This window comes from Pygmaiobacter massiliensis, from assembly GCF_900199435.1.
Classification (GTDB): domain Bacteria; phylum Bacillota; class Clostridia; order Oscillospirales; family Ruminococcaceae; genus Pygmaiobacter; species Pygmaiobacter massiliensis.
In genome coordinates this window covers 118,686-143,962 of the sequence record NZ_OAML01000003.1, presented here as the reverse complement: position 1 = coordinate 143,962, position 25,277 = coordinate 118,686, and the positions used below count along the sequence as shown (strand labels likewise).

Annotated in this window: 18 protein-coding genes; 8 read left to right on the top strand and 10 right to left on the bottom strand. The window is 51.8% G+C overall.

Going from position 1 to position 25,277, the window contains the following annotated elements:
- Window positions 1-228 precede the first annotated feature (228 nt).
- The 10 genes from gdhA to C1A11_RS05115 form a co-directional block, all read right to left on the bottom strand.
- Complete coding sequence (gene gdhA / locus C1A11_RS05160) at window positions 229-1,578, bottom strand: NADP-specific glutamate dehydrogenase (RefSeq protein WP_102049443.1); 1,350 nt, start codon at window positions 1,576-1,578, stop codon at window positions 229-231.
- 58 nt (window positions 1,579-1,636) lie between these two features.
- The gene (gltS, locus tag C1A11_RS05155) at window positions 1,637-2,839 is read right to left on the bottom strand and encodes a sodium/glutamate symporter (RefSeq protein WP_102049442.1); all 1,203 of its coding nucleotides are present in this window, start codon (window positions 2,837-2,839) and stop codon (window positions 1,637-1,639) included.
- 400 nt (window positions 2,840-3,239) lie between these two features.
- Window positions 3,240-4,091 carry a response regulator gene (locus C1A11_RS05150; RefSeq protein WP_102049441.1) on the bottom strand — a complete coding sequence of 284 codons (852 nt, stop codon included), beginning with the start codon at window positions 4,089-4,091 and terminating at the stop codon, window positions 3,240-3,242.
- Window positions 4,088-5,368, bottom strand: a complete 1,281-nt coding sequence (locus tag C1A11_RS05145) for a sensor histidine kinase (protein ID WP_242965840.1) — start codon at window positions 5,366-5,368, stop codon at window positions 4,088-4,090. Before C1A11_RS05145 ends, C1A11_RS05150 begins: the two co-directional genes overlap by 4 nt.
- Before the next feature lie 344 nt (window positions 5,369-5,712).
- The gene (locus tag C1A11_RS05140) at window positions 5,713-7,371 is read right to left on the bottom strand and encodes a peptide ABC transporter substrate-binding protein (RefSeq protein WP_102049439.1); all 1,659 of its coding nucleotides are present in this window, start codon (window positions 7,369-7,371) and stop codon (window positions 5,713-5,715) included.
- 184 nt (window positions 7,372-7,555) lie between these two features.
- The gene (locus C1A11_RS05135; protein ID WP_102049438.1) at window positions 7,556-8,614 is read right to left on the bottom strand and encodes an ABC transporter ATP-binding protein; all 1,059 of its coding nucleotides are present in this window, start codon (window positions 8,612-8,614) and stop codon (window positions 7,556-7,558) included.
- Window positions 8,614-9,615, bottom strand: a complete 1,002-nt coding sequence (locus C1A11_RS05130; protein WP_102049437.1) for an ABC transporter ATP-binding protein — start codon at window positions 9,613-9,615, stop codon at window positions 8,614-8,616. Before C1A11_RS05130 ends, C1A11_RS05135 begins: the two co-directional genes overlap by 1 nt.
- A gap of 17 nt (window positions 9,616-9,632) precedes the next feature.
- Window positions 9,633-10,685 (bottom strand): ABC transporter permease, encoded by a 1,053-nt coding sequence (locus C1A11_RS05125; RefSeq protein WP_341458128.1) that lies wholly within the window; start codon window positions 10,683-10,685, stop codon window positions 9,633-9,635.
- Between the two features lie 16 nt (window positions 10,686-10,701).
- On the bottom strand, window positions 10,702-11,619 hold the full coding sequence (locus tag C1A11_RS05120) for an ABC transporter permease (protein WP_102049436.1): 918 nt from the start codon (window positions 11,617-11,619) through the stop codon (window positions 10,702-10,704).
- 193 nt (window positions 11,620-11,812) lie between these two features.
- The gene (locus tag C1A11_RS05115) at window positions 11,813-12,136 is read right to left on the bottom strand and encodes a hypothetical protein (protein ID WP_145995720.1); all 324 of its coding nucleotides are present in this window, start codon (window positions 12,134-12,136) and stop codon (window positions 11,813-11,815) included.
- Window positions 12,137-12,182: 46 nt separating this feature from the next.
- Here C1A11_RS05115 and C1A11_RS05110 point away from each other — a divergent pair, with 46 nt between their 5' ends.
- From C1A11_RS05110 to C1A11_RS05070, 8 genes are all read left to right on the top strand, one after another.
- On the top strand, window positions 12,183-14,573 hold the full coding sequence (locus C1A11_RS05110) for a glycoside hydrolase family 94 protein (RefSeq protein WP_102049434.1): 2,391 nt from the start codon (window positions 12,183-12,185) through the stop codon (window positions 14,571-14,573).
- A gap of 65 nt (window positions 14,574-14,638) precedes the next feature.
- Window positions 14,639-16,051, top strand: coding sequence for a phosphoglucomutase/phosphomannomutase family protein (locus C1A11_RS05105; protein WP_102049433.1), 1,413 nt, complete (start codon window positions 14,639-14,641; stop codon window positions 16,049-16,051).
- A 198-nt stretch (window positions 16,052-16,249) separates the two neighbouring features.
- Window positions 16,250-17,995 (top strand): sensor histidine kinase, encoded by a 1,746-nt coding sequence (locus C1A11_RS05100; protein ID WP_102049432.1) that lies wholly within the window; start codon window positions 16,250-16,252, stop codon window positions 17,993-17,995.
- A 159-nt stretch (window positions 17,996-18,154) separates the two neighbouring features.
- Entirely contained in the window at window positions 18,155-19,495 is a 1,341-nt protein-coding gene (locus C1A11_RS05095) for an ABC transporter substrate-binding protein (RefSeq protein WP_180950256.1), read from the top strand.
- Between the two features lie 178 nt (window positions 19,496-19,673).
- A complete protein-coding gene (locus C1A11_RS05090) occupies window positions 19,674-20,564 on the top strand; it encodes a carbohydrate ABC transporter permease (RefSeq protein WP_102049431.1) in 891 nt (296 codons plus the stop codon).
- Window positions 20,565-20,577: 13 nt separating this feature from the next.
- A complete protein-coding gene (locus C1A11_RS05085) occupies window positions 20,578-21,444 on the top strand; it encodes a carbohydrate ABC transporter permease (RefSeq protein WP_180950255.1) in 867 nt (288 codons plus the stop codon).
- A gap of 408 nt (window positions 21,445-21,852) precedes the next feature.
- A complete protein-coding gene (locus tag C1A11_RS05080; RefSeq protein ID WP_180950254.1) occupies window positions 21,853-22,626 on the top strand; it encodes a response regulator transcription factor in 774 nt (257 codons plus the stop codon).
- Between the two features lie 490 nt (window positions 22,627-23,116).
- Window positions 23,117-25,201: a sodium-translocating pyrophosphatase gene (locus C1A11_RS05070; RefSeq protein WP_341458127.1), complete on the top strand. Its 2,085-nt coding sequence runs from the start codon at window positions 23,117-23,119 to the stop codon at window positions 25,199-25,201.
- Window positions 25,202-25,277 lie beyond the last annotated feature (76 nt).

The window sequence follows — 25,277 nt, the reverse complement described above, 5'->3', positions numbered from 1 at the left end:
AAACAATAGCATGTACAATATTTTTGGGTATTTACACAACAAACCCAATTGGCTTTTGTGCTTTATTAATCATTTGTTAATAAAGCGTTCACTTAATATTTACATCGTAATTTGCGAAAAAAGATAAAAAAAAGAGGCACACCTGCTCGGGAAAAAGCAGGTGTGCCTGATAGGCAGGAATCTACACGGGAGTGAAATATGCAGATTGCTGTCAGTTTTGGGAGCTAATTAGATGAGGCCCTGTGCGGTCATAGCATCAGCGACTTTCTTGAAGCCAGCGATGTTTGCACCTGCAACCAGGTTGTAGCCGAAGCCAAACTCTTCTGCAGCAGCAACGGAAGAATCATAGATGTTCTTCATGATCTGGTGCAGTTTTGCATCAACTTCTTCTGCAGTCCAGGAGATACGCTCGCTGTTCTGGCTCTGCTCGAGACCAGAAACTGCAACGCCGCCTGCGTTAACTGCTTTAGAAGGAGCAACGATCATGTTCTTCTGCTCAAGCAGGAACATGAGAGCTTCGTTGGTGGTGGGCATGTTTGCAACTTCGATGTAGTATTTTACGCCGTTTGCAACAATTTTCTTAGCTTCGTCCATGTTAACGTCGTTCTGGGTTGCGCAGGGCATAACAATGTCAACTTTGCGCTCCCAGGGTTTCTTGCCAGCAACGAACTCGCAGCCAAATTTGTCTGCATAGTCTTTAACGGAGTCGCGGCCGGAAGAACGCATCTCGAGCATGTATTTGATTTTCTCTTCGGTGACAACGCCGTCTGCATCGTAGATGTAGCCGTCGGGACCAGAAAGAGTAACAACTTTGCCGCCGAGCTCAGCAATTTTCATTGCAGCGCCCCAAGCAACGTTGCCGAAGCCGGACAGAGCAACGGTTTTGCCCTTGAAGTCAGTGCCTTCGTGAGCGAGAACTTCTGCGGTGTAGTAAACAGCGCCGAAGCCGGTTGCTTCCGGACGAACTACGCTGCCGCCGAAGGACAGGCCTTTGCCGGTGATAACGCCGTTCTGGTATGCACCGCGAACACGACGCCACTGGCCAAACAGGTAGCCGATTTCACGAGCGCCAACGCCCATATCGCCAGCCGGAACGTCGACATCGGGGCCGACATGACGCTGCAGCTCGGTCATAAATGCCTGGCAGAAACGCATGATTTCAGCATCGCTCTTGTGGCGCGGGTCGAAGTCAGAACCGCCTTTTGCACCGCCCATGGGCAGGGTGGTCAGGCTGTTTTTTAAGGTCTGCTCAAAGCCGAGGAACTTCATAACAGACAGGTTAACGGAGGGGTGGAAACGCAGGCCGCCCTTGTAGGGGCCGATTGCGCCGTTGTACTGTACGCGGTAGCCGCGGTTAACATGTACAGCGCCAGCGTCGTCGGTCCAGGTAACACGGAACTCGATGGTGCGCTCCGGCTCGACCATACGCTCAAGAAGAGCTGCTTTCTCGTATTCCGGGTGCTGGTCAAAGACGGGTGCAAGAGAAGTCAAAACTTCCTCCACGGTCTGCAGGAACTCGGGTTCGTTTGCGTTTTTAGCGCGGGTTTCTTCGAGAACTCTTGCTACATACTGGTTCATAATAACTTAACCTCCAAAATTTATACCAAGTTTAGTATATTTCTTAATTGAGGCACCGTCACAGTACACTCAAGAAAGTCGTAATGATAAGGCTGTTAAAGAAGTCAATGAACAAACTTCCTACGAGGGGCACAACAAAGAATGCGCGGGGTGCCGGGCCGTAGTTTTTGGTAACTGCCTGCATATTAGCCATTGCATTGGGGGTAGCACCCATACCAAAGCCGCAGAAAGCGGTGGTCATAACGGCTGCCTCGTAGTCGCGGCCCATGATGTTGAAAACAACAAAGTAAGCGAAGAGGCCCATCATAGTGGTCTGTGCCAGCAGCATGACGATCATCGGCAGTGCGAGGTCCGCCAGCTCCCAAAGGCGCAGGCCCATGAGTGCGAAGGAAAGGAACAGCGAGAGAGATACGCCACCAGTGGTTTCGATCTCAGAAGACGGAAGCTCTTTGTGGAAAGCATCCCAGATGTTGCGAATGATAACTGCTGCGAGCATTGCACCAATGTACGAGGGGAAGGTCATCGGGCGGCCCATGATGGTGATTTTGCTGAGCAGCGCCGAGATGGGAATGCCGAGACCCATGGCAACGCTCATGAAGATAGCGCCCTGGGTGAAGCGAGCAGTGTTGGTCGTAAAGTTGTGATCGCTCTCGTCCACACCCTCTTCGATCTGTGCGATCTCTTCAGAGTGAAGACCGTGTTTGTTGATGCGGCGGCGAGCAATAGGGCCGCCCAGCATGCTGCCTGCAACCAGGCCAAAGGTAGCCGATGCAATTGCAACAGTAGAAGCACCGGTAACGCCCATGCCGTCAAGCAGCTGGCCAAAGGAACCGGAGGTGCCGTGGCCGCCAACCATCGGGATAGAACCGACACAGAGGCCAAGGCGCGGGTCAAGGCCGAATGCGCCTGCCAGGCCGGAGCCGACGAGGTTCTGCAAAACGACCATGCCGATTGCAACAGCGAGGAACACCAAAACCTGCTTGCCGCCTTTTTTGAGCAGACGGAAAGAAGCAGTGAAACCAACGCTGGTGAAGAAGACTGTCATAAAGAAAGTCTGCAGGGTGGTGTCGAAAGAGATAGAGACGATACCTGCACTACGCAGGATAACGTGCACGATTGCAAAAACCAGACCGCCAACGACGGGAGCCGGAATGCAATACTTGCCGAGGATGGCAATCTTTTTTACAAGAAAGCTGCCGAGGCAATAGACCAAAGCGGCGACCGCAAGCGCCTGAAACATATTGAGCTGAAGTTCGAGCATACAAGTTCCTCCATTTATTGTTGATGAAACAAGTATGTCTTTCTAGTTACATTTTTCTACAAAAAACTACATGTTGAAGAAATTTATTTCAAAATGCAACAAACGCGGTTCTAAGTAATTGTGCACTTTCACCATGTTTTTGTTTAGCAAAACCATCGTTTTACTTTTAACAATATGGCTACTTCTCTCTTGCACCTTTATTATACAACTTTACCTTGCAATTGCAAGTGTTCCGGTGAGGTTATTTGTAAAACGTATCAGACTGTTCATTTCACAATTTTTTCGATAGTATTTGTTTGCTGGTGAAAGATATATTTACATAAAAAAAGCAAAGGCCCTGCCTAAGCAGAGCCTCTTTTTTTAAAGCTTCAATAATCTTCACTTTACTACCGAAAAAATCTCAATCCTCAGTAAAAACTAATAGGCTATCAATGAACTTTTTTATCGTCACCTTGCCTCCACGGTCGCGTTTACCACGGATGAAGTCCATCTCTGCGCGAATTTCCTCAAACGGAAAGAGCGTGCCAGAATAACGGGTAAACGTCTCGTTCATAAAATCCTCAATGCCGAGGTGCGCAAGGTTTGCCATGCCTACGGCAATTGCACGGCGGATGCGCTGCTCCATATTCTTCGGCGTATCCGAAAGCCGTTCACACAGCGTGGTGATGCTCGTGCGGGATGCCGGCAGGTTCTGATCCAGCAAATAGCGGCAGATTCCCATAATGTCCTCTGCACCTTTTTCTCCCGACATGCCAAGCTGGTTGAGGATATTCTGTATCTTGCGCAACGTAGGGGTATCCTGCGGCTTTGCCGCGGTTGGCGCGGGCACCGCCGTTGCTGAGGCCTCGCCAAACATGCTGCGAATGCCTGCCAGCGTTCGCTCGTTGTTCAGCTGATTGATGACGTTGGACAGTACCGCACGCACTTCGATGACGTTAATCGGCTTGCTGATAAAGAAATCGACGCCTGCATCGTATGCTTTGGCAATCAGTGCTTTGGTCGAAAGCTGAGAAAGCATCACGCATTTTGCGTTGTAGCCGGCCTCTCGCAGTTCACGGACCACCTGAATGCCATCCTTGTCCGGCATTAAAAAGTCCACGAGCAGAATATCCGGGTGCGCTGCAATAATTTCTCTCACGTCAATAAGGGCGTCGCCCGCCTCGCCACACACTGTGCCAAGGTTGTTGGTGCTGATGATGTCCTCGAGGTTGCTTACCACCGACGGATCATCTTCTACGATAAAGAATCTCATCTGTATTCCTCCAACTTCTGCCGCGGAATTTCGACGGTGAATGTCGTATATTCGCCGAGGCTCGACTGCACCGTTACGGTGCCACCCAGCTGTTCTTCCAATGTCATTTTTACGCCGGAAAGCCCTACCCCACGGTAGATATTGCCGGTTTTATAATCAAACTTGGTAGAAAAGCCCATCTGAAAAATACGCTTTTGATCTTGTTCTTTGATGCCGCAGCCGGTATCGGTAATCGTGAAAAAGTAGGTATTGTTTTGCACCCACTGATCCACTGTAATCTTGCCCCGGTCCTTGCCGGATGCTTCAATCGCCTCCAGCGCATTGCCAACAAGATTCTTTAAAATAGCCATAAGGGCATAATGCTTTTTCGTTTGAAAATCGTGGTTAATTCGAAATTCCAGCTGAACTTGCAGCTTTTTCTCCTCGATGCTGCGCCAGGTAGCATCTTCGAGAATACGCAGAATATCTTTACAGCTCATGGTGTTTTCATCGTACTGTTCCACCACTTCTTGCTCAAGACCTTGAATGATACGGATATAATCTTTCTTAATTTCGTGCACGTCACGGGCAATGCTCAATGCCACTTTCTGTGTTTCGGGTGGAAGCTCCAGCTCACTGAGCTTTTCGTAGAGCGTATAAGCATTGCTCATTACGGATTCGATTTCTTCGGAGTTTTTGCGCATAAAATAGATTTCGTTTTTGAGCCCGGTGGTCATCAAAAACAGTTTTTGGTAGCGGGCTTCGTGCTCGGCACGAGTGAGCAGCGAACGGTAATGCCGTTCACCCGCAAGACAAAGCACCGCCAGCGCCGCACGTACCAAAGCGATAGCCACCAGATACAGCACTGTGCGTTCGGTGATGCCTGCAAACCGCAGATGCGTTTTGACTGAAAGCTCGACCATGTTTGAAGCAAAGTCGCAGATACTGATGAGCATGCCGATGCGCGTCAGCGAAAACAAATGTCGGCGGCGCAGCAGCAGCCCAAATAAAAAGCAGTAGAACAGATAGAATACCGTGCCTGGGAAAGCATCTAGCATGGCACGCAGCAATGCTGTGCCACTCAGCAGCTCGGTACAGGTGCGAAAGCAAAAAACTGCAAGACCAATCCATCCGCCCACTTGAACAGGGCGCTGCTGCTTTGCCAATGTCATCAGCAAAACGGGAAGCAGAATAACGGCTGTCGAAACGCGAAATCCCTCGACAAAAAAGTTCCAGTAGACCTGCGAGGTCAAACAGATGATAATGCCAATCAAAACATTCTGCCGGGTTGCGCTCAACAGGTCCTCTCCCCTTTCCGCGGTTGGGTGCTACCCCACCTTTCCAAAAATCACGTATACCAATTTCTCTGCTTACAATGCAGTCAGAATCATTGTGTCGTTTTTGCGCCCAAGGCACACGGAGTTAAATTGTAGTTTGAATAAAAAATGGCGTTTTATGAAACAACAGGCAAATTATAGCACATACAGAAATATTTGTCGATTTCGATTTTTAGTGTATGTTTTTACTATATAGATCTCTTTTTTTAGCTCTTTTACGCTATTTTAAAATCTATCCCCCTTATTTTAACCTTTGAAAAACAAAAAAGGGCCGCCTCCGAAGAAGCGGTCCTTTTGGTTTGCAATTACTCTGCGATGGTGCCGTACATGAAGTACCAGTAGCCGAGCGGAGAGTGCCAGGTGCCCTGGAGTTTCTCGCTCTGCAGGTAGAAGTCATTGTAGTATGCAACAGGGATCATTGCTGCATCTTCCATCAATACGTCTTCTGCCTGGTGCAGGTAGTCAAAATACTCCTCAACATTGCTGGTAGCGTGTGCCTTGTTGATAAGCTCATCGTACTTAGCGTTGGTGTATTTACCGTCGTTATTGCCGTTGCCGGTGGTGAAGAGGTCGAGCAGGGAGGATGCGTCATTATAGTCGCAAACCCAGCCGTTGCGAGCCATCTGGAAGTCGCCAGCGCGGCGAGTCGGGGTGAAGGAAGACCACTCAAGAACGTTGATCTCCATGTTTACGCCGATCTCTTTGTACATCTGCTGCAGTGCCTCAGCAAGTGCAACATGGTAGCCTGCATCGTTGGTGGAGTACTCGAGGGTGGGCAGGCCAGCGCCGTTTTCGTAGCCAGCTTCTTTGAGCAGCTCTTTTGCTTTCGCAACGTTGCCCTCGTGGTCCTCAAGGTCGATATAGGTTTTGCCGCCGTTGCGCTCGATAGCAGTATCCATGAAGGAAGAGCCTGCTGCTGCGTCTGCCAGGCCGGTGCCAACAAAGTTGCCAGCAGCGGTGTAGGTGCCCTGCATAACGGTCTCAGCGATATATTTGCGGTCGATAGCGAGGCTCAGAGCCTGGCGAACTTTTGCATCGTTGAAGGGAGCCTTCTCGGTCTGCATAGAGATGTAGTAGGTGCCGAGGATCGGATCGAGATGGAAGTCTTCACGTTTGGAGAGGTTGGTTACCTCTGCGCCCGGAATGTCTTTAACCATCAGGATTTCGCCATTTTCATAAGCAGAGAGAGATGCGTTAGCGTCCTCCATCAGAACAAACTTAATGCTGTCGAGTTTGATTGCCTCAGCATTCCAGTAGTTGGCGTTCTTGCTCATGAGGATGTACTCGCCGGGAACCCAATCGGTAACGGTGAAAGAACCGTTGCTGACATAGGTCGAGGGGCTGGTTGCCCACGCGTCGCCGTTTGCTTCAATGGTAGCTTTCTGTACCGGAGAATAGGTGGTGAAAGCAGCCAGCTGATCGAAGTATGCGCAGGGTTTGGCCAGCGTAACTTTCAAAGTGGTAGCATCGGTAGCCTCAACAGCCAGTGCGTCGAAATCGCCAGCAGCTGCCTCGTCGAAGCCTTTGATCATGTTAAACAGGTCTGCATAAGGAGCAGCGGTGTCGGGGGAAACAGCACGTTTCCAGCTCCACTCAAAGTCCTCAGCGGTCAGGTCAGAGCCGTCAGACCATTTCAGGCCGCTACGCAGGTGGAAGGTGTACTCCATGCCGTCTTCAGAAACTTCCCAGGATTCTGCCTGGCCGGGAGCAACTTTGCCGTCTTTGTCGATGATCAGCAGCGTCTCAAACGCATGGATAATCATGTTTGCGCCATCGATTGCGCTGTTCAGAGCAGGGTCGATGGTCTCAGGGTCGGGTCCGATCTGGACTGCAAGCTGCTGAGCAGTTGCGCCGGTACCGGTCGAAGCGGATGTAGCAGGTGCGCTGGAAGATGCGCCGCCGCAAGCGGTAAACGCCAGGCTGCACGTCAAAGCGACTGCCATCAAAAGTGCCAGTTTCTTCATTTGTGGTTCCTCCATACTATTTTTTCTGTTTCCCACCATATAGGCAGCGATGCTACTGTACACCGCCACCCCCATTACTGCAATGCAGTAAAGTGATGATTTGTTGTACATTATAAAGACAGACGGCCTGTCTCTACAATGCTTTCTGGGGTTTTGTCACCAATTTGAAACAACTGTCCGTGAGCTATACACGGTCGAGGTGGTGACACGCCGCATAATGCCCCGGAGACACCTCACGCCACTCGGGCTCTGCCTCGGCACAAACGCTATCCGCATACGGGCAGCGGGTGCGGAAGCGGCAGCCGCTCGGCGGGTTTACCGGGCTGGGAACATCACCCTCCAGCACAATACGCTGAGACTGACGGCTGGTTTCGGGGTCAGCAATGGGGATAGCGGAAATCAGGCTGCGGGTGTACGGATGCACACTGTGGAAGGTCAGCTCATAGCTGTCCGCCAGCTCCACCATCTTGCCCAGATACATAACGCCGATACGATTAGAGATATGTTTCACGACCGAAAGGTCATGTGCGATAAACAGATAGGTCAGGCCCAGCTCTTCCTGCAGGTCCTCAAACATATTGACAACCTGTGCCTGAATCGAAACGTCGAGCGCAGAAATCGGCTCGTCGCAAACGATGAATTCCGGGTCTACTGCCAATGCGCGGGCAATGCCGACACGCTGGCGCTGGCCGCCGGAAAATTCGTGCGGGTAACGGTTGGCGTGCTCAGAGTTCAGACCAACGCGCTCGAGCATCTGGATGATGCGATCGTGGCGCTCGCCTTTGTTTGCTGCAAGCTTATGAATATCGATGGCTTCGCCCACGATATCCCCGACCGTCATACGCGGGTCAAGCGAAGCATACGGATCCTGAAAAACAATCTGCATTTTGCGGCGGTAAGGCAGCATATTGACAGAGGTTTTCTGCCCCATCATAGGTTTGCCGTCCTGGCCAATCATCGGCTTGCCGTCAGGCCCCATCAGCGGGGTTTTGCCGGAATCATAGATGATGTTGCCATCATAGATGATACGGCCATCGGTCGGCTCGTGCAGGCGCAGCAGGGTGCGGCCGGTGGTGGTTTTGCCACAGCCGGACTCGCCTACCAGGCCGAGCGTCTCGCCCTTATTAATATAGAAAGAAACGTCGTCGACTGCTTTAACGACCTTTTTCTCAAACATTTTGCCGCCAGCTACCGGGAAATACTGCTGAAGGTGCTGGACTTCTACAAGGCGCTTGTCTTCCATTACGCGTTTCCTCCCTTGGCTTCAAACTCTTTCTTTTGCAGCAGCCAGCAGGCGCTGTAATGGACTTCGTCGAGGTCGGTGTAAGGGGGCATTTCGCGCAGGCAGACCTTCATGCAGGCTTTGCAGCGCGGTGCGAAGGGACAGCCCTTGGGCGGGTTGAGCAAATCGATGGGGGTACCCTCGATGGGCACCAGCTTCTGGTGCTCTTTTTCGCTGAGTTTCGGGATACTGCGCAACAGGCCCTTGGTGTACTCGTGCTCCGGGCGATAGAAGATATCGTCCACGGTGCCGTACTCGACGATGCGGCCTGCATACATAACTGCAATGCGGTCACACATGCTGGAAACCACGCCAAGGTCATGGGTAATCATAATAATTGCCATGCCAAGCTTTTGTTTCAGCTCCATCATCAGCTCCAGAATCTGGGCCTGGATGGTCACGTCCAGCGCGGTGGTCGGTTCGTCAGCAATCAACAGCTTCGGCTCGCAAGCAAGCGCAATTGCAATCATAACACGCTGACGCATACCGCCCGAAAGCTCGTGCGGGTACTGCTTGAGGCGCTTTTCGGGCTCGTTGATGCCAACGAGGGTCAGCAGCTCTACTGCGCGGGCAGTTGCTTCTGCTTTTGTTTTGCTTGTATGCAGGCGGATGACTTCGCAAATCTGGTTGCCGATGGTATAAACCGGATTAAGGCTGGTCATCGGGTCCTGGAAGATAATCGAGATTTCACTGCCGCGAATTTTGCGGAAGTCTCTCTCTGTTAAATCATTAATGTGGTGACCGTTAAAATCCAGCTCGCCGCCAATCAGTTTGCCGGGATAAGCCGTAAGGCCCATCAGGCTGTATGCGGTAACCGATTTACCGGAGCCGGACTCGCCGACGATGCCGAGGACTTCGCCCTCGTTCAGGTGCAGCGAAACGTCATTCAGCGCTTTTACCTCGCCCGCAGGCGTAAAGAAAGAAAGACGCTCGTTTTTTACTTCTACTAAGTACTCACTCATGGCGCGTTTCCTCCTTTTTAGTTTTTCAGTTTCGGGTCAAACGCATCGCGCAGGCCGTCGCCGAAGAGGTTGAAGCTAAGAATAATGATAGAAATTACAATCGCGGGAGCAAACAGCTGGTACGGGAAGGAGCGCATGCCTTTGATGGCGTCCGCAGCCAGCGAACCCAAGCTGGGCATCGGCTTTGCAACGCCGATACCGAGGAAGGACAAGAAGCTCTCGGTAAAAATTGCAGAAGGAATCTGCAAAGTAGTGGTAACAATCAGTGTGCCGATGCAGTTGGTGAGAATATGTTTTTTGATGATGCGGCCGTTGGAAGCACCGAGTGCGCGGGCAGCGGTAACATATTCGTTTTCTTTCAGGCTCATAACCTGGCCGCGCACGATACGCGCCATGCCGACCCAGTAAAGCAGCGCAAACACGATGAAAATACTAATCATGTTAACGCCGACCACGCTGATCCAGCCGAAGCCGGGCTGCATGGCAAGGTTGCCGAGGGGGTATTTAAGTACCGTGGCAAGCAAAATAATAATCAATATATCTGGTACAGTGTAGATGATATCGACGATACGCATCATCATGAGGTCAACCCATCCGCCGAAGAAACCGGCAATGGAACCGTAGAGCGAGCCAATCAGCAAAATCAGCGCCGAAGCCACAAGGCCAACGGTAAGCGAGATACGGCTGCCCATCATCACGCGGATGGCGTAATCGCGGCCGAGACCGTCGGTGCCAAGCACGTGCGGGAACACTTTTTCACCTGCCGCCATGGCCGCCTGCTCTTTTTCAGAATAGGTCATCGGTGAGAGGTTCTCTGCGCCGCGAATCTGCTGCTCGTAGCTGTACGGGTAAAAGCTGGGAACGATAAAAGAGAAGATCATAACCAGCACGATGATGCACAGGCTGATCATTGCAACTGCATTTTTACGCAGGCGGCGCATGCCGTCTTTCCAGAAGCCGACCGACTCCCGCATGATAACAAGACTTTGCTTTTCATTTTCGTCCGCCGGCAGGAAATCTTCAACATTAAGCTGAAGGCTGAGCGGATTTTTCTTAATGGGTTCAGACATAGGTTCGGCTTCCTCCTTACTTCAGTTTAATGCGCGGGTCGATTACTTTGTAAGCAATATCGACGATGACGTTCATAACGATGATGAGCATGGCCAAAAAGATGGTGGTGCCCATAATCAGCGGGTAGTCACGGCCTGTGATAGAGCCGATAAACTCGCTGCCAAGACCCGGGATGGTGAAGATTTTTTCCACCACGAAGCTGCCTGTCAGGGTATAGGCCAGCATGGGTCCCAGGTAGGTAACGACCGGCAGAATTGCATTGCGCAGTGCGTGTTTAAACAGGCTTTTGCTCTGCGAAAGGCCTTTTGCACGAGCGGTACGCATGTAATCCTGGCCCAGCACGTCCAGCATCGACGAGCGCATGAGACGCGCGATATAGGAAGTTGGATAGAAAGCCAACGCCATAACCGGCATAATGTAGTTCTGCCAACTGGATAGGCCGTACGTTGGTAACAACCCCCATTGCAGACTTAGGAAGTACATAAGTAAGGTACATACCACGAAACTGGGCACCGCAATGCCGCAGGTGGCAAAAAACATAATCAGGTTATCCAGCCAGCTGCCGCGTTTCAGTGCTGCCACACTGCCCAGCGGAATACCGACCGCCAATGCTACCAGCACCGAAATGCCGCCCACTTTTGCAGATACGGGGAATTTGGTAGCGATAATCTGGTTAACGGTGCGTCCACGCTGTTTGACCGAAACACCCAGGTCGCCATGCAGCAAACGCTCCATATAGTTTACATACTGTTCTGTCAGCGGTTTATCTAAACCGTATTTTTCGTTCATTGCGGCCTGCGCTTGGGCACTAATGGCCTTTTCTGCCATAAACGGCCCGCCAGGCACGAGGTTCATCAGAAAGAAAGTCAGCGTGCAAACCAAAAACAGTGTAAGCACGGCAAGAGCAATTCTTTTGAGAATGTACTTCCCCATAAAAAAGTCAACTCCTAAAGATTGATTACGGCACACTTTACACCAGGTGCCGCTATGTACACAGTTCCAAGGGAGATGGCGATACCGCAAAAGACAAACTGCACTAAAAATACCCAATCAACGCTGTGCAAACCGCCATTTTTCCATTAGTCTATATTTTAGTATTGTACTGGATTAACGCACGCTTGTCAATTTAAAACAGACGGTTTTTAGCGGCTTCGGCTGACAGTTTTTGCATTTTTTCACAATATGTATTTGTATCACGTACACTTTTAATCACGCTTGGTTTGTATTGCGCCCGCACAGCAAAATAGATAAAGACACCAGAATACACAAAATCGGCAAAGATATGACAACCCGCACACTGTTTTTGGCTCTTTAAAAGCAATACAATGAAACTAGGCAACACCGTATCTTTCTGCCTGCCGCCCTGTACAGCAAATCTTAGCGCTACATATACAAAATTTGCAAGCGGCACCGCACTTTTTGCCTTGCGGACAGCGCACGGTGCTGCCATAAAGTTCCCGCACCGGTTTGGTGCGGCAAAAAAGGAGACCGCGACCATGCAATACGGACATTTTGATGAAAGCCGCCGTGAATACGTCATAGACCGGGTAGACCTGCCCACCAGCTGGACAAACTACCTTGGCACAGAACGCATGTGCGCCGTGGTAAACCATACCGCCGGCGGGTATTTGTTCTGCAACAGCGCAGAGTACCACCGCATCACCCGTTTTCGCGCAAATGCCGTGCCGATGGACCGCCCGGGACATTATATTTACCTGCGTGACGACGAAACCGGCGAGTATTGGTCGGTTTCGTGGCAGCCGGTGGGCAAGCCGCTGGATGAAGCCGTCTACCGCTGCCGCCACGGCTTTTCTTATACCGCTTACGAGTGTGAGTACAACGGCATCAAAGCAGTGCAGACGCTGTTTATTCCCCGGGGCGAAGATGTGGAGATTTGGGACCTTGCCATTGAAAACCAAAGCGGGCGCCCACGCAAGCTGAGTGTTTTCTCTTACGCCGAGCTTTCGTTCCACCACATTGATATGGATAACCGAAATTTTCAGATGAGCCTTTATGCTGCGGGCAGCAGCTACGAAAATGGCATCATTGAGCAAGATCTTTTTTACGAGGAAGATGGCTACCAGTATTTCGCCGCTTCGTTTGAGCCGGATAGCTTCGACGCTGTGCGTGAAGCCTTTATCGGCGATTATCGCACCGAAACGAATCCCATCGGCGTAGAGCGCGGCGTTCTCTCTGGTTCTACCGAGCTTGGCGGCAACCAGTGCTGCGGGCTGCATAAACAGCTTTCGCTCGCAGTTGCCGACACCGCCAATTGTGCCTTCTTTTTGGGTGAGGGACGCCGCAGAGAAGGCGTTCGCATCCGCGAAAAATATCGGCACGTCGCCGCAAGAGAAGCGGCGCTCGCCGAGCTGCGGAGTTTCTGGGACGAACGCTGCTCTGCACTCGTCATTGATACCCCGAACCCCGCAATGAATACGATGATCAACCAGTGGACGCTTTACCAAAGCGAAATCAACGTTATGTTCAGCCGGTTTGCCAGCTTCATTGAAGTGGGCGGACGCACCGGGCTTGGTTACCGCGACACCGCCCAGGATGCAATGACTGTGCTGCACTCAGACCCGGAGCGCTGCCGTGTTCGGCTGATGCAGCTGCTGCGCGGGCTGGTAAGTGAAGGATACGGCCTGCATCTCTTCTCCCCCGAGTGGTTTGAAGCGGACGGCAAAAAGCAAAGCTTTAAAAGCCCCACTGTGGTGCCCACACCGGACAAAAGCAGTATGATTCACGGGCTTGCCGATGCCTGCAGCGATGACGCACTCTGGCTGGTTTCTTCCATTACAGATTACATCCGCGAAACCGGAGATTTGAATTTTGCAGATCTTACCGTTACTTATGCCGACGGCGGCAGCGATACCGTTTACGACCACATGAAAACTATTTTGGATTTCTCTGCCCGCATGGTGGGGGCGCATGGCATTTGCCAGGGCCTGCGGGCCGACTGGAATGATTGCCTGAACCTTGGTGGCGGCGAAAGTGCCATGGTCAGCTTTTTGCATGTGTTCGCGCTGGGCAATTTTGTAGCATTGGCACGTGCATTAGGGCGAGAAGATGACGCGGCCCACTACGAAGCAATGCGCACTGCCGTAATTGCGGCCTGTGAAACGCAGCTTTGGGACGGCAAATGGTACCTGCGCGGTTTTACTGCAAAGGGCCGCCCGATTGGTACCGATGCAGACCCCGAAGGCAAGGTGCATATGGAAAGCAACACCTGGGCCGTGCTTTCGGGCGCAGCTTCTGCCGAGCGCGGCAAACAGGCGATGGATTCCGTGGACGAATGGCTGTTTACGCCCTATGGTTTGATGCTCAACGCGCCTGCCTACTCAAAGCCGGACGATGATGTGGGTTTTGTTACCCGAGTTTATAAAGGGCTCAAAGAAAACGGCTCAATTTTCAGTCATCCTAATCCCTGGGCATGGGCTGCGGAGTGCGTGCTGGGCCGCGGCGAGCGTGCGATGAAGTTTTATGATGCTCTTTGCCCCTACAACCAGAACGATTTGATTGAGGTGCGCAAGGCCGAGCCGTACTCCTACTGCCAATTCATCTCCGGGCAAGACCACACAAAATTTGGCGAGGCCCATCACCCGTTTATGACCGGCTCCGGCGGCTGGAGCTATGTTGCCGCGACCCGCTATATGCTGGGCATTCGACCCGAGTTTGACCGGCTTGAAATCGACCCCTGCATTCCGCAAAGCTGGGATGGCTTTACCGTTACCCGGCGCTGGCGTGGGGCTACCTACCACATCCAGGTAGAAAACCCGCACCATATCAGCAAGGGTGTTGCCGCACTATATGTAAATGGGGTTAAAACAGCGTCTCTCGCGCCGCTGCCTGCTGGCAGCACTGCTCAGGCACGGGTAGTCATGGGCTAACCGCTTCGCATTTTTAACGCTTGAAAATGGCGTTCCCCTATTTTTCACGAGAAAGAGTGAGTGTTATGATTAAATTTGGTACCGGCGGTTGGCGTGCCATCATTGGCGATGAGTTCACCAAGGCCAACGTGCAGCTTCTCGCCCTGGCGCTGGCCACCAAAATGAAAAACGAAGGGCTGGCAGGGCAAGATTTCGTTATCGGCTATGACCGGCGCTTTCTCAGCCGCGAAGCCGCCCACTGGGCCGGTGAAGTATTTGCTGCGGCAGGCATCCGCGCGCTGGTTATTGACCGCGAAAGCCCCACCCCGTTGATTATGTATACCGCCGCACACCGCGGCCTGCCCTATGGCATGGCGGTCACCGCCAGCCACAACCCGGCCATCTACAACGGCGTAAAAGTTTTTATGGAAGGCGGGCGTGATGCAAACGAAGCACTGACTGCCTCGTTCGAGGAGTATCTCGAAACGCTGGAGGGCAGCTTTATTCCCACCATTCCGTTTGACGAAGCTTGTGCCATGGGGCGCATTCTGCTCATTGACCCAATGAACGAGTATATTGATAATATCCTTGCTGCGGTAGACACCGATGCTATCCGCGCCTGCGGACTGAAAGTCGCACTCGACCCAATGTATGGCGTAAGCAAAACCGCATTGCAAACCATTCTGCTTACCACCCGCTGCGAAGTGGATGTTATCCACGAGCGGCACGACACTCTGTTTGGCGGCAGGCTGCCGGCACCCAATGTGAAAACGCTTGCAAGCCTTGTTAATTTTGTAGAAGAGAACGGCTGCGACATCGGCATTGCCACCGACGGCGACGCCGACCGGTTGGGTGTCATCGATGATAAAGCCGAATTTTTGCACCCGAACAAGATCTTGGTGCTCCTTTATTATTACCTTATTAAATATAAGGGCTGGCATGGGGCTGCCGTGCGCAATATTGCCACAACCCATCTGCTCGATGCCATTGCCGAAAGCTTTGGCGAGACCTGTTACGAGGTGCCGGTTGGCTTTAAGTACGTTTCCTCCCGCATGCTCGAAACCGGCGCCATCATTGGCGGCGAAAGCAGCGGCGGCTTAACAGTGCGCGGGCATATTCAGGGCAAAGACGGCATTTATGCCGCAGCGTTGCTGGTGGAGATGATTGCAAAAACCGGCAAGCCACTTTCTGCACTGTGGCAGGAAATTGTCGACACCTATGGCAGTTTTGAGATGACCGAGGATGATTTCCGTTTTTCGGAAGCAAAAAAAGCGGAGATTTATGCCACGCTGATGGAAAAAAAGCTTCTCCCCGCTTTCCCCTGCGAAATCTCTCGCGTAAGTTATCTCGACGGCTGCAAGGTTTACTTTAAAAACGGTGGCTGGGTTATCGCTCGTTTTTCGGGCACGGAACCTTTGCTGCGCATTTTCTGTGAGATGGATTCGGTGGCCCATGCGCGCCAGGTGGCTGATCTTTTCATTAACTTTTTAGAGCTTTAATGTTTTCTCTCCGACCGTTCGGCAGCGCAATGCGCTTGCCGGGCGGTTTCTTTTTCCTAAGTGAAAAATTTTTTGCTTTAGAATAGGGCATTTTGCCGTTTGCCGCAACGCTGCCGCCGCTTTATAATAAAAGTGTACAACCAAAATAAAACCGCTCGCCTGCCGCTGTGCCGGGCTGCGGACCGGAAGGATGGTTTCATGAATTGGCCAAAGCGAAAAAAATCCCGCACCAGCTTAAAACAGGGCATGGTGGGGGTCATTCTGCTTTGCTGGGCACTGCCGCTGCTGCTGACACTCGGCATTGCTGGCAGTTTTATGCTGCGCAACACAACCGAGCGCGCCTACTCGGACTTGCGCCTTTCTGCTGAGAATGCTGTAACCGCAACCCGCCGCCGCATTGATTCTGCCATTGTATCGAGCCGCAATGCCAGCTACAACCCTACAATTGGCGATGCCTGGGCTGCTTACAAAAAAGACGGCAACTATCTACAAATGTACACCGCCATCTCGTCCTACCTGACCAATCAGTACCGGTATGACGAAAAATTCCTCAACACCATCCTCACCTTTGTTTCTGATCCGGACACGCCTATCTACACTTCCAACACCTCTTACTCGGTAATTCGCGCCTACCAGAATAATGTGCGAGACCAAGTGCTTGCGCGCAGCCCGGAGCTTGGCACCGGCATCGGCTTCCTTGCTGAAGGGGGCCGGCTTTATATGATGCGCAACATGGTTGACAGCAACTACCGCACCTATGCCGTTCTGGTGATGGAGCTGGATTCTTCCGTGCTGTTTGAGAGCATGCGCAATATCATCTGGTGTACAGATGCCGCTGTGTGGATAGACGGTGCCGAGGCAGATATTTGCGGCGCACCCGAAAAGATTGCCGCACAGCGCCCCGGCAGCAACCCGCTGCCGTTACAGCTAACGCCAGAAAATGCGGGAGCTGTGGTAAGGGGCAGCGAAAAAATGGGCGGCTACACCTTTGAGTATCTGCTGCAAGCAGACCTTGAAACGCTGAGCGGCCAGCTGGTAACGATTAAAATTGTTCTGACGATTGCCTGCCTGCTTTTGGTGCCGCTTATCGGCGCTGTTATCGCGTTTTTGTACCGCAAAGTAAACCGGCCTGTGGACGTGCTTTCACAGGCGGCTGCCAAAATAGAAACCGGCGAATTCGGCTTGCAGGTAGCTGCGGACGATTTGGGAAGTGCCGAGTTCGGCTACCTTGGCGACAGTTTTAATGCAATGAGCGACAAACTGCAAAACCAGTTTGAGCGCATTTACAAAGAAGAGCTTGCGTTGCGCGACGCGCGCATTATGGCACTGCAAAGCCAGATTAACCCGCATTTTCTCAACAACACGCTGGAGATTATCAACTGGGAAGCCCGGCTTGCGGGAGATATTAAAGTCTGCCAGATGCTGGAGTCACTTTCCACCATGCTTTCTGCGGCGATGGACCGCAAAAATCGTCCGCTTGTCCACCTTTCGGAAGAGATGATGTATGTGGACGCCTACCTTTATATTATCCGCGAGCGGCTCGGCTGCCGGCTGGAGGTAAAAAAAGAGGTTGACCCCGCCCTATTGGACTGCTATGTGCCGCGGCTGGTGTTGCAGCCCATTTTAGAAAACGCAGTTGAACATGGTATTACTCCCACCCAGCAGGGCACCATTACCATCCGCGCCTACCGGCTGGGCAATTGGCTGCGGCTGGAGGTAGAAAATGACGGTGTGACCACATACGACGACTTGATGAAAATCAAAGCGCTGCTTTCGGATGAAGGCCCCGATGAACAGCTGGGCAGCACTTCACTGGGCATTCGCAACGTACACCAGCGGCTGCGCATTTTGTATGGGCCAGAGAGCGGACTCGCCATCTCGATTACGGAAAAAGGCTGCACACTTTGCCGCATGAACCTGGAAATCACAACAGACGCGCAATAATATGCAATAAAAAGCAATTCCAATCATTAAATTTTTGTGCAAAACGTTCTATCATTAGAGTGTAAGGTATGGGGAGCGCTACCCTCATACGGCGGTGCCGGTTCCCATCGGCATCAGGACGATACTTATGTATCAGAAATCTTTGTGGAGGTTAGAATTATGAAAAAGTTTTTGTCATTGACACTTGCTCTGGCCTGCTGTGCTTCGGTGTTTGCAGGCTGCGGCGGTGCTAGCTCTTCGGCGCCGGCGGCCTCGTCTGCGGCTTCGTCTGGCAGCGCCCCGGCAGAAATTCGCGTTGTTACTTCTTACGGCGGCGACGACGGCAACCGCGTAAACTTTGAAAATGCGGTAAAAGCCTATGAAGAAGCCACCGGCAACACGGTTGTGGACGAATCCGCCACTTCTAACGAGCAGTGGAAAGCACAGGTCAAAGCTGATTTCCAGACCGGCAGCGAGCCGGATGTTCTGTTCTTCTTCACTGGCGTAGATGCCAACGAATTCATCAAAAACAATAAAGTTGTCTCCATCGAGGAGATTCGCAAAGAGTACCCGGAGTATGCTTCCAACATGAAAGACGGCATGCTGCCCGCTTCCCCCGCTGACCTCAAACAGTATGCTGTTCCTGTTAACGGCTACTGGGAGGGCATGTTTGTCAACAAAACTGTGCTGAAAGATTGCGGTCTTGAGCCCCCCACCGCTGAAACCACCTGGGAAGAGTTCATGGCAATGTGCAAAACCATCAAAGAGAAGGGCTACACCCCCATCGCCTGCTCTCTCGCTGAGGTTCCTCACTACTGGTTCGAGTTCTGCATTCTGAACCAGGGCGACCCTTCCCAACATGTTGAAGTGCCGGCTTCTGCTACCGATGCTGCCGGCCAACGCTGGGCTGCAGGCCTCAACCAGATTAAAGAGATGTACGAGGCTGGCTGCTTCCCCACAAACACCCTCACCGCTACCGATGCTGACACCTTCCAGCTGATGGCAGACAACAAAGCTGCTTTCGCTATCGACGGTTCCTGGAAAGTGGGCTGGTTCGCAGGTTCTGACGACGCTGCTGGCGCTGTTGAAAACCTCGATGATTACACTGTAACTTATGTTCCCGGTATGGGCGAGCGCAAATCCACCGATATCGTTGCCGGCCTTTCCATGGGCTACTATATCACCCGCTCCGCTTGGGAAGATCCCGCTCGTCGTGACGCCGCTGTTGCTTTTGTCGAAGCTATGACCACCGATGAGGTTGTCAACACCTTCGCAGGCGGCACCCCGACCGCACTCAAATCCGGCATGACCAAGCCCGAAAATCCGAACTCGATGCAGCTCGCTGCGATCGATATGGTAAACGGCGCAACCGGCAGCGCACCCGCAGTGCAGGATTCTTTGAATGCAACTGCCCGTAAACAGCTGTTTGCTTCCATCAAAGACATCGTTACCGGCAGCGTGAAAGCGGAAGATGCAATCCAGACTGCTCTGGATACCCCGCTGGCTGACGAAGACAAATAATTATCTTTGTGCAACTACCCTCTTTGTAAGCTGCAAAAGGCCGGAGAAGCCGTGTGGTTCTCCGGCCTTTTAAGGCGGCAGGAAGTGACAGATTTTGCGGCGCTTCCTGCCGCCTTAAAAGGCTACCGCCTTCGTGGCCCCCTACTTTGCCCCTGCAGTGAAAGGAGTCCTGTGAGCAATGAACGCAATGATTTACAAGAAAAAGTGGCCGTTGATTTTATTTTTAACCCCCACCTTTTTGTTTTTAACTGTGTACTTATACTATCCGTTTTTGATGAACGTCTGGAACAGCTTTAACCGTATCGGCGGTATGGGCGAGGCCAGCCGCGGGCTGAATAATCCGCCTTATGAAAACTACGTTAAGATGTTCAAAGATCCCTTGATGTCGACTGCCATTAAGAACACCTTGATTTTAATGGCACTCACCGTGGTAATTCAGGTAGGGCTTGCGCTCATTCTTGCGCTTTTGGTAGACCAAATCAAATTCGGGTCACAGTTCTTCCGCACGGTTTACTTTTTCCCCATTGTCATCAGTGCTACAGCGCTGGGCCTGCTGTTCAACCTTATCTTTTTGTATGACGGCGGCATGCTCAACCAGCTGCTCACCAACATTGGGCTGATCACCGAAAATATAGACTGGAAAGACCCATCGCACTTTTTTGGCACCTTGATGATGCCGGTTATCTGGCAATATGTCGGCTTCTATTTTGTCATCATCGTCACCGGCCTCAACAATATTTCTACAGATATTTATGAGGCCGCGGAAATTGACGGTGCTTCCGGCCTGGGTCGCATTCGCTATATCACACTGCCGCTGCTGCACAACACGCTTTGCACCTGCCTGATACTTGCGATTACCGGCGCACTCAAGGTATTCGACCTGCCGTGGACAATGTTCCCCGGCGGCATGCCGCTGGACGGCTCCTGGCTGACCGGCACCTATATGTACTACCAGACCATGGAGATGGCCGATGTCGATTACGGCTCTGCCATTGCGGTTATGATTGTAGTGCTGGGCGTGGTAATCAGCCAGCTTGCCAACTATATCTTCAAAGAAAAAGACTACTAAGGGAGGGCTAGTAATGAATAAAATCAAACGCAAAAAGCTCTCTCTGGGCCAGTTCTTCATCTACCTGGTTCTCTCGCTTTGGGCATTAACCACAATTTACCCGTTCGTATGGGTCGTGCTCAACTCGTTTAAACCGAAAGGACTCATCCGCAAAGAGGCGTTCTCTTTGCCAATTGGGGATAAGTTTACACTCGAAAACTACGTTACGGCATTCCGCCGCGTTGATATCGGCGCAGCTTACGTCAACAGCCTCGTCATCAGCGGTGTTGTTACCGCAGTGGTTATCGTGCTTGCGGGGCTTGCCGCCTATGCGATGGTGCGCTATCAGTTCCGCGGCCGTACCTTCCTGTACTCGATGATTATTGCAAGCTCGATGTTCCCCATCTTCTCCACTATTATCCCGGTTTTCCGGATGGAAAACGCTTGGGGCATCGTCAACACCGGCAACATCTGGCTTACCCGCCTTTCGGTGATTCTGCCGCAGATTGCAGGCAATCTTTCCTTTGCCATCATCGTACTGATGGGCTTTATCCGAAGCCTGCCCATCGACCTGGAAGAAGCGGCGTACTTAGAGGGTTACAGCGTATTCCGGATTTTCTTTAAAATCATCATGCCGCTTGCCCGTCCCAGCTTTGCTACCGTCGGCATCTTCACCTTTTTGTGGAGCTACAACGACCTGTTTACACAGATGTTCTTTTTGCGAAGCAAAAAATTCTTCACCATCACTCGTCTGCTGAACGAAATTTCAAGCCAGGCAGGCACGAACTACGGCTTGATGGTAGCAGCGGTCGTTATGGTCGTTATCCCTGTGCTTGTGGTTTACGTCTTCTTGCAGAAAAACATCATCAAAGGGCTTACCGCTGGTGCCGTAAAAGGGTAATTGCTCTTTAAGGTACGCCGTTTTTCTAAGCGTGCTACTTTTCGAGATATCGCTACACACTTTTTCATGCTCTCCTATTTTCTTTTTTCTCCTGAAGCAACGCACACCCTTCACAGGGTGTGCGTTGTTTCATCTTATCTTTCGGCTTTGCGCTGCTTCCAGCAAAAGGAAGCCTTTTCGCTAGTTTTTCTGCCCGTTTGCGCAAGACGCCGAAAGATTGAGTATGTTATACTTAAATCAGGACATTCGGCACACATACAGCCGCTGGCCGCAACTCGAATTGATATCCATAAGGCTTCCTGGGGTTTAATCGTGCAGTATTCTGTACTTTTAGCACCCTTGGCTAACGCCGTTGGCGGGAAGGCACCTCGCCGCCGCAAAGCAACAAGTATGAAAGGTTGGATTACTATGTACAAAGTCATGATTGTAGACGACGAGGATATCATTGTAAACGGGCTAAGCCGGGCAATGCCTTGGGCGCAGTATCACTGCGAGGTAATTGCCACCGCTTCGGACGGCATTTCTGCGCAGGCGAAGATTCGCGAGCTGCATCCTGACATTCTGTTTACCGATATCTGCATGCCCGGTGCAGACGGACTTGCCATGCTGGCAGCGGTGCGCAGTGAGTTCCCCGCCATGCAGGTGACGATTCTTTCCGGCTACCCAGATTTTGAATATGCACAGAAAGCCATTCAACTGGGTGTGGTGCGGTATGTGCTCAAGCCCAGCAAATTCAGCGAACTGGAAGCAGCTCTCGCCGCCATGACCGAAAACCTGCGCAGCCTTGGCACAGCGGAGCCAGAAGAGGTGCCCTCTGCGGCGCAGAATTTTATTTTGCAAAACGCAATGGCCTACATAGGCGAACATTACGCCGAAAAACTGACGCTCACCGAGGTGGCCGAAAAAGTCTACGTCAGCCAGTGGCATCTTTCTAAGCTCATCTCTAAAAATACCAATCAGGGCTTTTCTGACCTGCTCAACGGGGTACGCATCCACCATGCCAAAGAGCTGCTGCGCGACCCTGCGATGAAGATTTGGGAAATCAGCGAGGCAGTAGGCTTTGCCGATGTCACTCACTTCTCACGCATTTTCAAAAAGGTGGAGGGAATGTCCGCCAATGAGTATCGGCACCGGGTGCTGAGCATTGCCATCAGCAAATCTGAGGAGCCTGCACTGGTGTAATGTGAGCTTTTTTGTAAGCTAAAAAGCGCCCATTCCAAATCGTGAAAATTTTATCAGTCATATTTGACAAAAAATTGTCAAATATTGCAGCATTTTTTCCATTTAACAGGCTACAAAAGTTCATATTTTGAACACATAATGCATATTTAAGTATTTACGTCTCTGTTTCAATATGTTATACTGAAAATGTAACTAAATCTTTGGTAATATGCACAGAAACAGGGATTCCCCCAGTTTTGTGACAAGTTAAGTGGTCTTTTTTGCATACCTCATGCGGAACGGATTTCGCAATGCAAAAAGAGCGCTTTGCTTTTTGTCGCAACTTTTGGAATACACGGAGCTTTTTTGCCGTGCTGCGTCAACACAGGCGGCGGTTTGCTCTTTTGTTTCTGTTTGATGTTGCCAGGAACTTTTAGGTACAACACGCCTAAAAGTTCTTTTTGTTTTTGCGGCTTTCGCAAAAGCAGAATCATCGAAAGGACTGTTTATTATGATGGTAGAAAACTATCTGTGGATCGGCCTTGCCGGTTCCGCCATTGCGTTGCTCTTCGCTTATATGCAGAGCCGCAAAGTCCTCAGCTATTCTGAGGGCACCGATCTGATGAAGAAAATCGCAGGCTTCATCCGCGAAGGTGCAAACGCTTACCTGAAACGCCAGTATGCCACCGTTGCAAAATTCTTTGCAGTGATGGTCGTTATCTTCGCAGTGCTGGCCTACTTCGGCATGGTTTCCCCGTTTGTGCCGTTCGCATTTGTCACCGGTGGCTGTTACTCGGCACTGGCTGGCTTTGTCGGCATGAAAATTGCAACTGCTTCTAACGCACGTACCGCACATGCTGCACACGAGAGCCTCAACCGCGGCCTCAACGTGGCATTCTCTTCCGGTGCTGTTATGGGCTTTACCGTAGTCGGCCTTGGCCTGCTAGACATCTCTGTCTGGTTCTGCATCCTGAAGTATGGCTTCCACGCAGACTACGCAACCATTGCACAGACCATGGTTATGTTTGGCATGGGCGCTTCCTCGATGGCTCTGTTTGCTCGCGTCGGCGGCGGTATCTTTACCAAAGCAGCAGACGTCGGCGCTGACCTCGTAGGTAAAGTCGAAGCTGGCATTCCTGAAGATGACCCGCGCAACCCCGCTGTTATCGCTGACAACGTTGGCGACAACGTTGGCGACGTTGCTGGCATGGGTGCTGACCTTTACGAATCCTATGTTGGTTCTATCCTCGCAACTTTCGCACTCGGCGCAACCGCTTACGGTGCTTCCGGCCTCGGTTGGAACGCAATGTTCCTGCCCCTGTGCATCGCAGTTTGCGGCGTTATTTGCTCCATCATCGGTACCTTCTTCATCCGTACCGGCGAAAATGCAACCCAGCGCAGCCTGCTGAAAACCCTGCGTACCGGTACTTACATCGCAGCAGCACTTTCTGCTATCGTCGCTGCTCCGCTGACCTACTTCATCCTCGGCAACATGGGCGTTTATGTCGCCATTCTCTGCGGCCTCGTTGCTGGCTGCGCTATCGGTTACTTCACCGAGTACTACACTTCTGACACCTATAAGCCCACCCAGGAGCTCGCCGCTTCTACCGAAACCGGCGCTGCAACCACCATCATCGGCGGTCTTTCCCTGGGCATGCGTTCCACCTGTGCTCCGATTCTCATCGTTGGCGCAGCTGTTATGGTCAGCTATGTAGCTGCTGGCGGCATGTCTGCCGGCTTTGAGCAGGGCCTTTACGGCATCGGCATTGCTGCTGTCGGCATGCTCTCCACCCTCGGCATCACCCTCGCAACCGACGCTTACGGCCCCGTTGCCGATAATGCTGGCGGTATTGCTGAAATGGCCGGCCTCGGCGAAGAAGTTCGCGAGCGCACCGATGCTCTCGACTCTCTGGGCAACACCACCGCTGCAACCGGCAAAGGCTTTGCAATCGGCTCTGCTGCACTCACCGCACTTGCACTTCTCGTTTCCTATGTTGACGTTGTGAAGTCCAAAGGCGCCGTGCTCGACCTTTCTCTGACCAATCCCCCGGTTCTCATCGGTCTGTTCCTCGGCGCAATGCTCACCTTCTTGTTTGCAGCGCTCACCATGACCGCTGTACAGCGTGCTGCTCAGTCCATCGTGCTGGAAGTTCGCCGTCAGTTTAAAGAGATTACCGGCCTGATGGAAGGCAAAGCTGACCCGGATTACAAGTCCTGCGTTGACCTTTGCACCCGCGGCGCTCTGAAAGAGATGGTCGCTCCTTCTGTTCTGGCAGTTGTTGTTCCCATCGCTACCGGCCTTCTGCTCGGCGCTTCCGGCGTAGTTGGCCTGCTTGGCGGCGTTACCGTTACCGGCTTTGTTATGGCAGTCTTTATGTCTAACGCTGGCGGCGCATGGGACAATGCTAAGAAATACATCGAAAGTGGCGTTCACGGCGGCAAAGGCTCTGATTGCCACAAAGCAGCTGTTATCGGCGATACCGTTGGCGATCCGTTTAAGGATACCTCCGGCCCCGCACTGAACATCCTGATCAAACTGGTTTCCACCGTTTCTATCGTGTTCAGCGGCTTTATCGTAACTTTCCACCTGCTGTAATTTAAATTAAGCAAAAGGCACCGTCCCTAAAACGGTGCCTTTTGTATACTCTTTTATTGCTTTATTGTTGATTGCA